The organism is Roseicyclus salinarum (assembly GCF_029624655.1).
Lineage (GTDB): Bacteria > Pseudomonadota > Alphaproteobacteria > Rhodobacterales > Rhodobacteraceae > Roseibacterium > Roseibacterium salinarum.
The window spans coordinates 1-355 of record NZ_JARRSA010000065.1; the positions used below are offsets into that span (position 1 = coordinate 1).

Sequence of the window (355 nt, forward strand, 5' to 3'; positions counted from 1 at the left end):
GATGGTAAGTGGTGGTTTGCGCTGGTCGGCACAAGTCCGACGTCGTGCGATCCTGCTGTCCTGTCCTAACGACGCCCTCAGGCCGTACGTGCAGCCGTGAAGGAGACCAGCCTTCGGGTCTTCTCGTCCCACAGGTGCCGGCGAACGCAGCCGAGGCTTTGCCGAAGCGTCAGACGCTGCGCCTCGGCGAGGTGGGGGTGGTCGCGCAAGATTTCGGGCAGGCGGTAGAACGGCACGCGGGCCTGGAGGTGGTGGACGTGGTGTATCCCGATGTTGGCGGTGAGCCAGCGCAGCGGGCCCGGCAGGACGTAGTGCGAACTGCCGTGCAACGCCGCCTCATGGAGCTGCCAGTCGT

At 66.5% G+C, this 355-nt stretch carries 1 protein-coding gene; it reads right to left on the minus strand.

Annotation, left to right across the window (positions count from 1 at the left end):
* Positions 1 to 77: 77 nt before the first annotated feature.
* Positions 78 to 355: fatty acid desaturase (locus P6F26_RS19625; protein ID WP_278030398.1), on the minus strand; the 278-nt coding region annotated here is incomplete at its 5' end.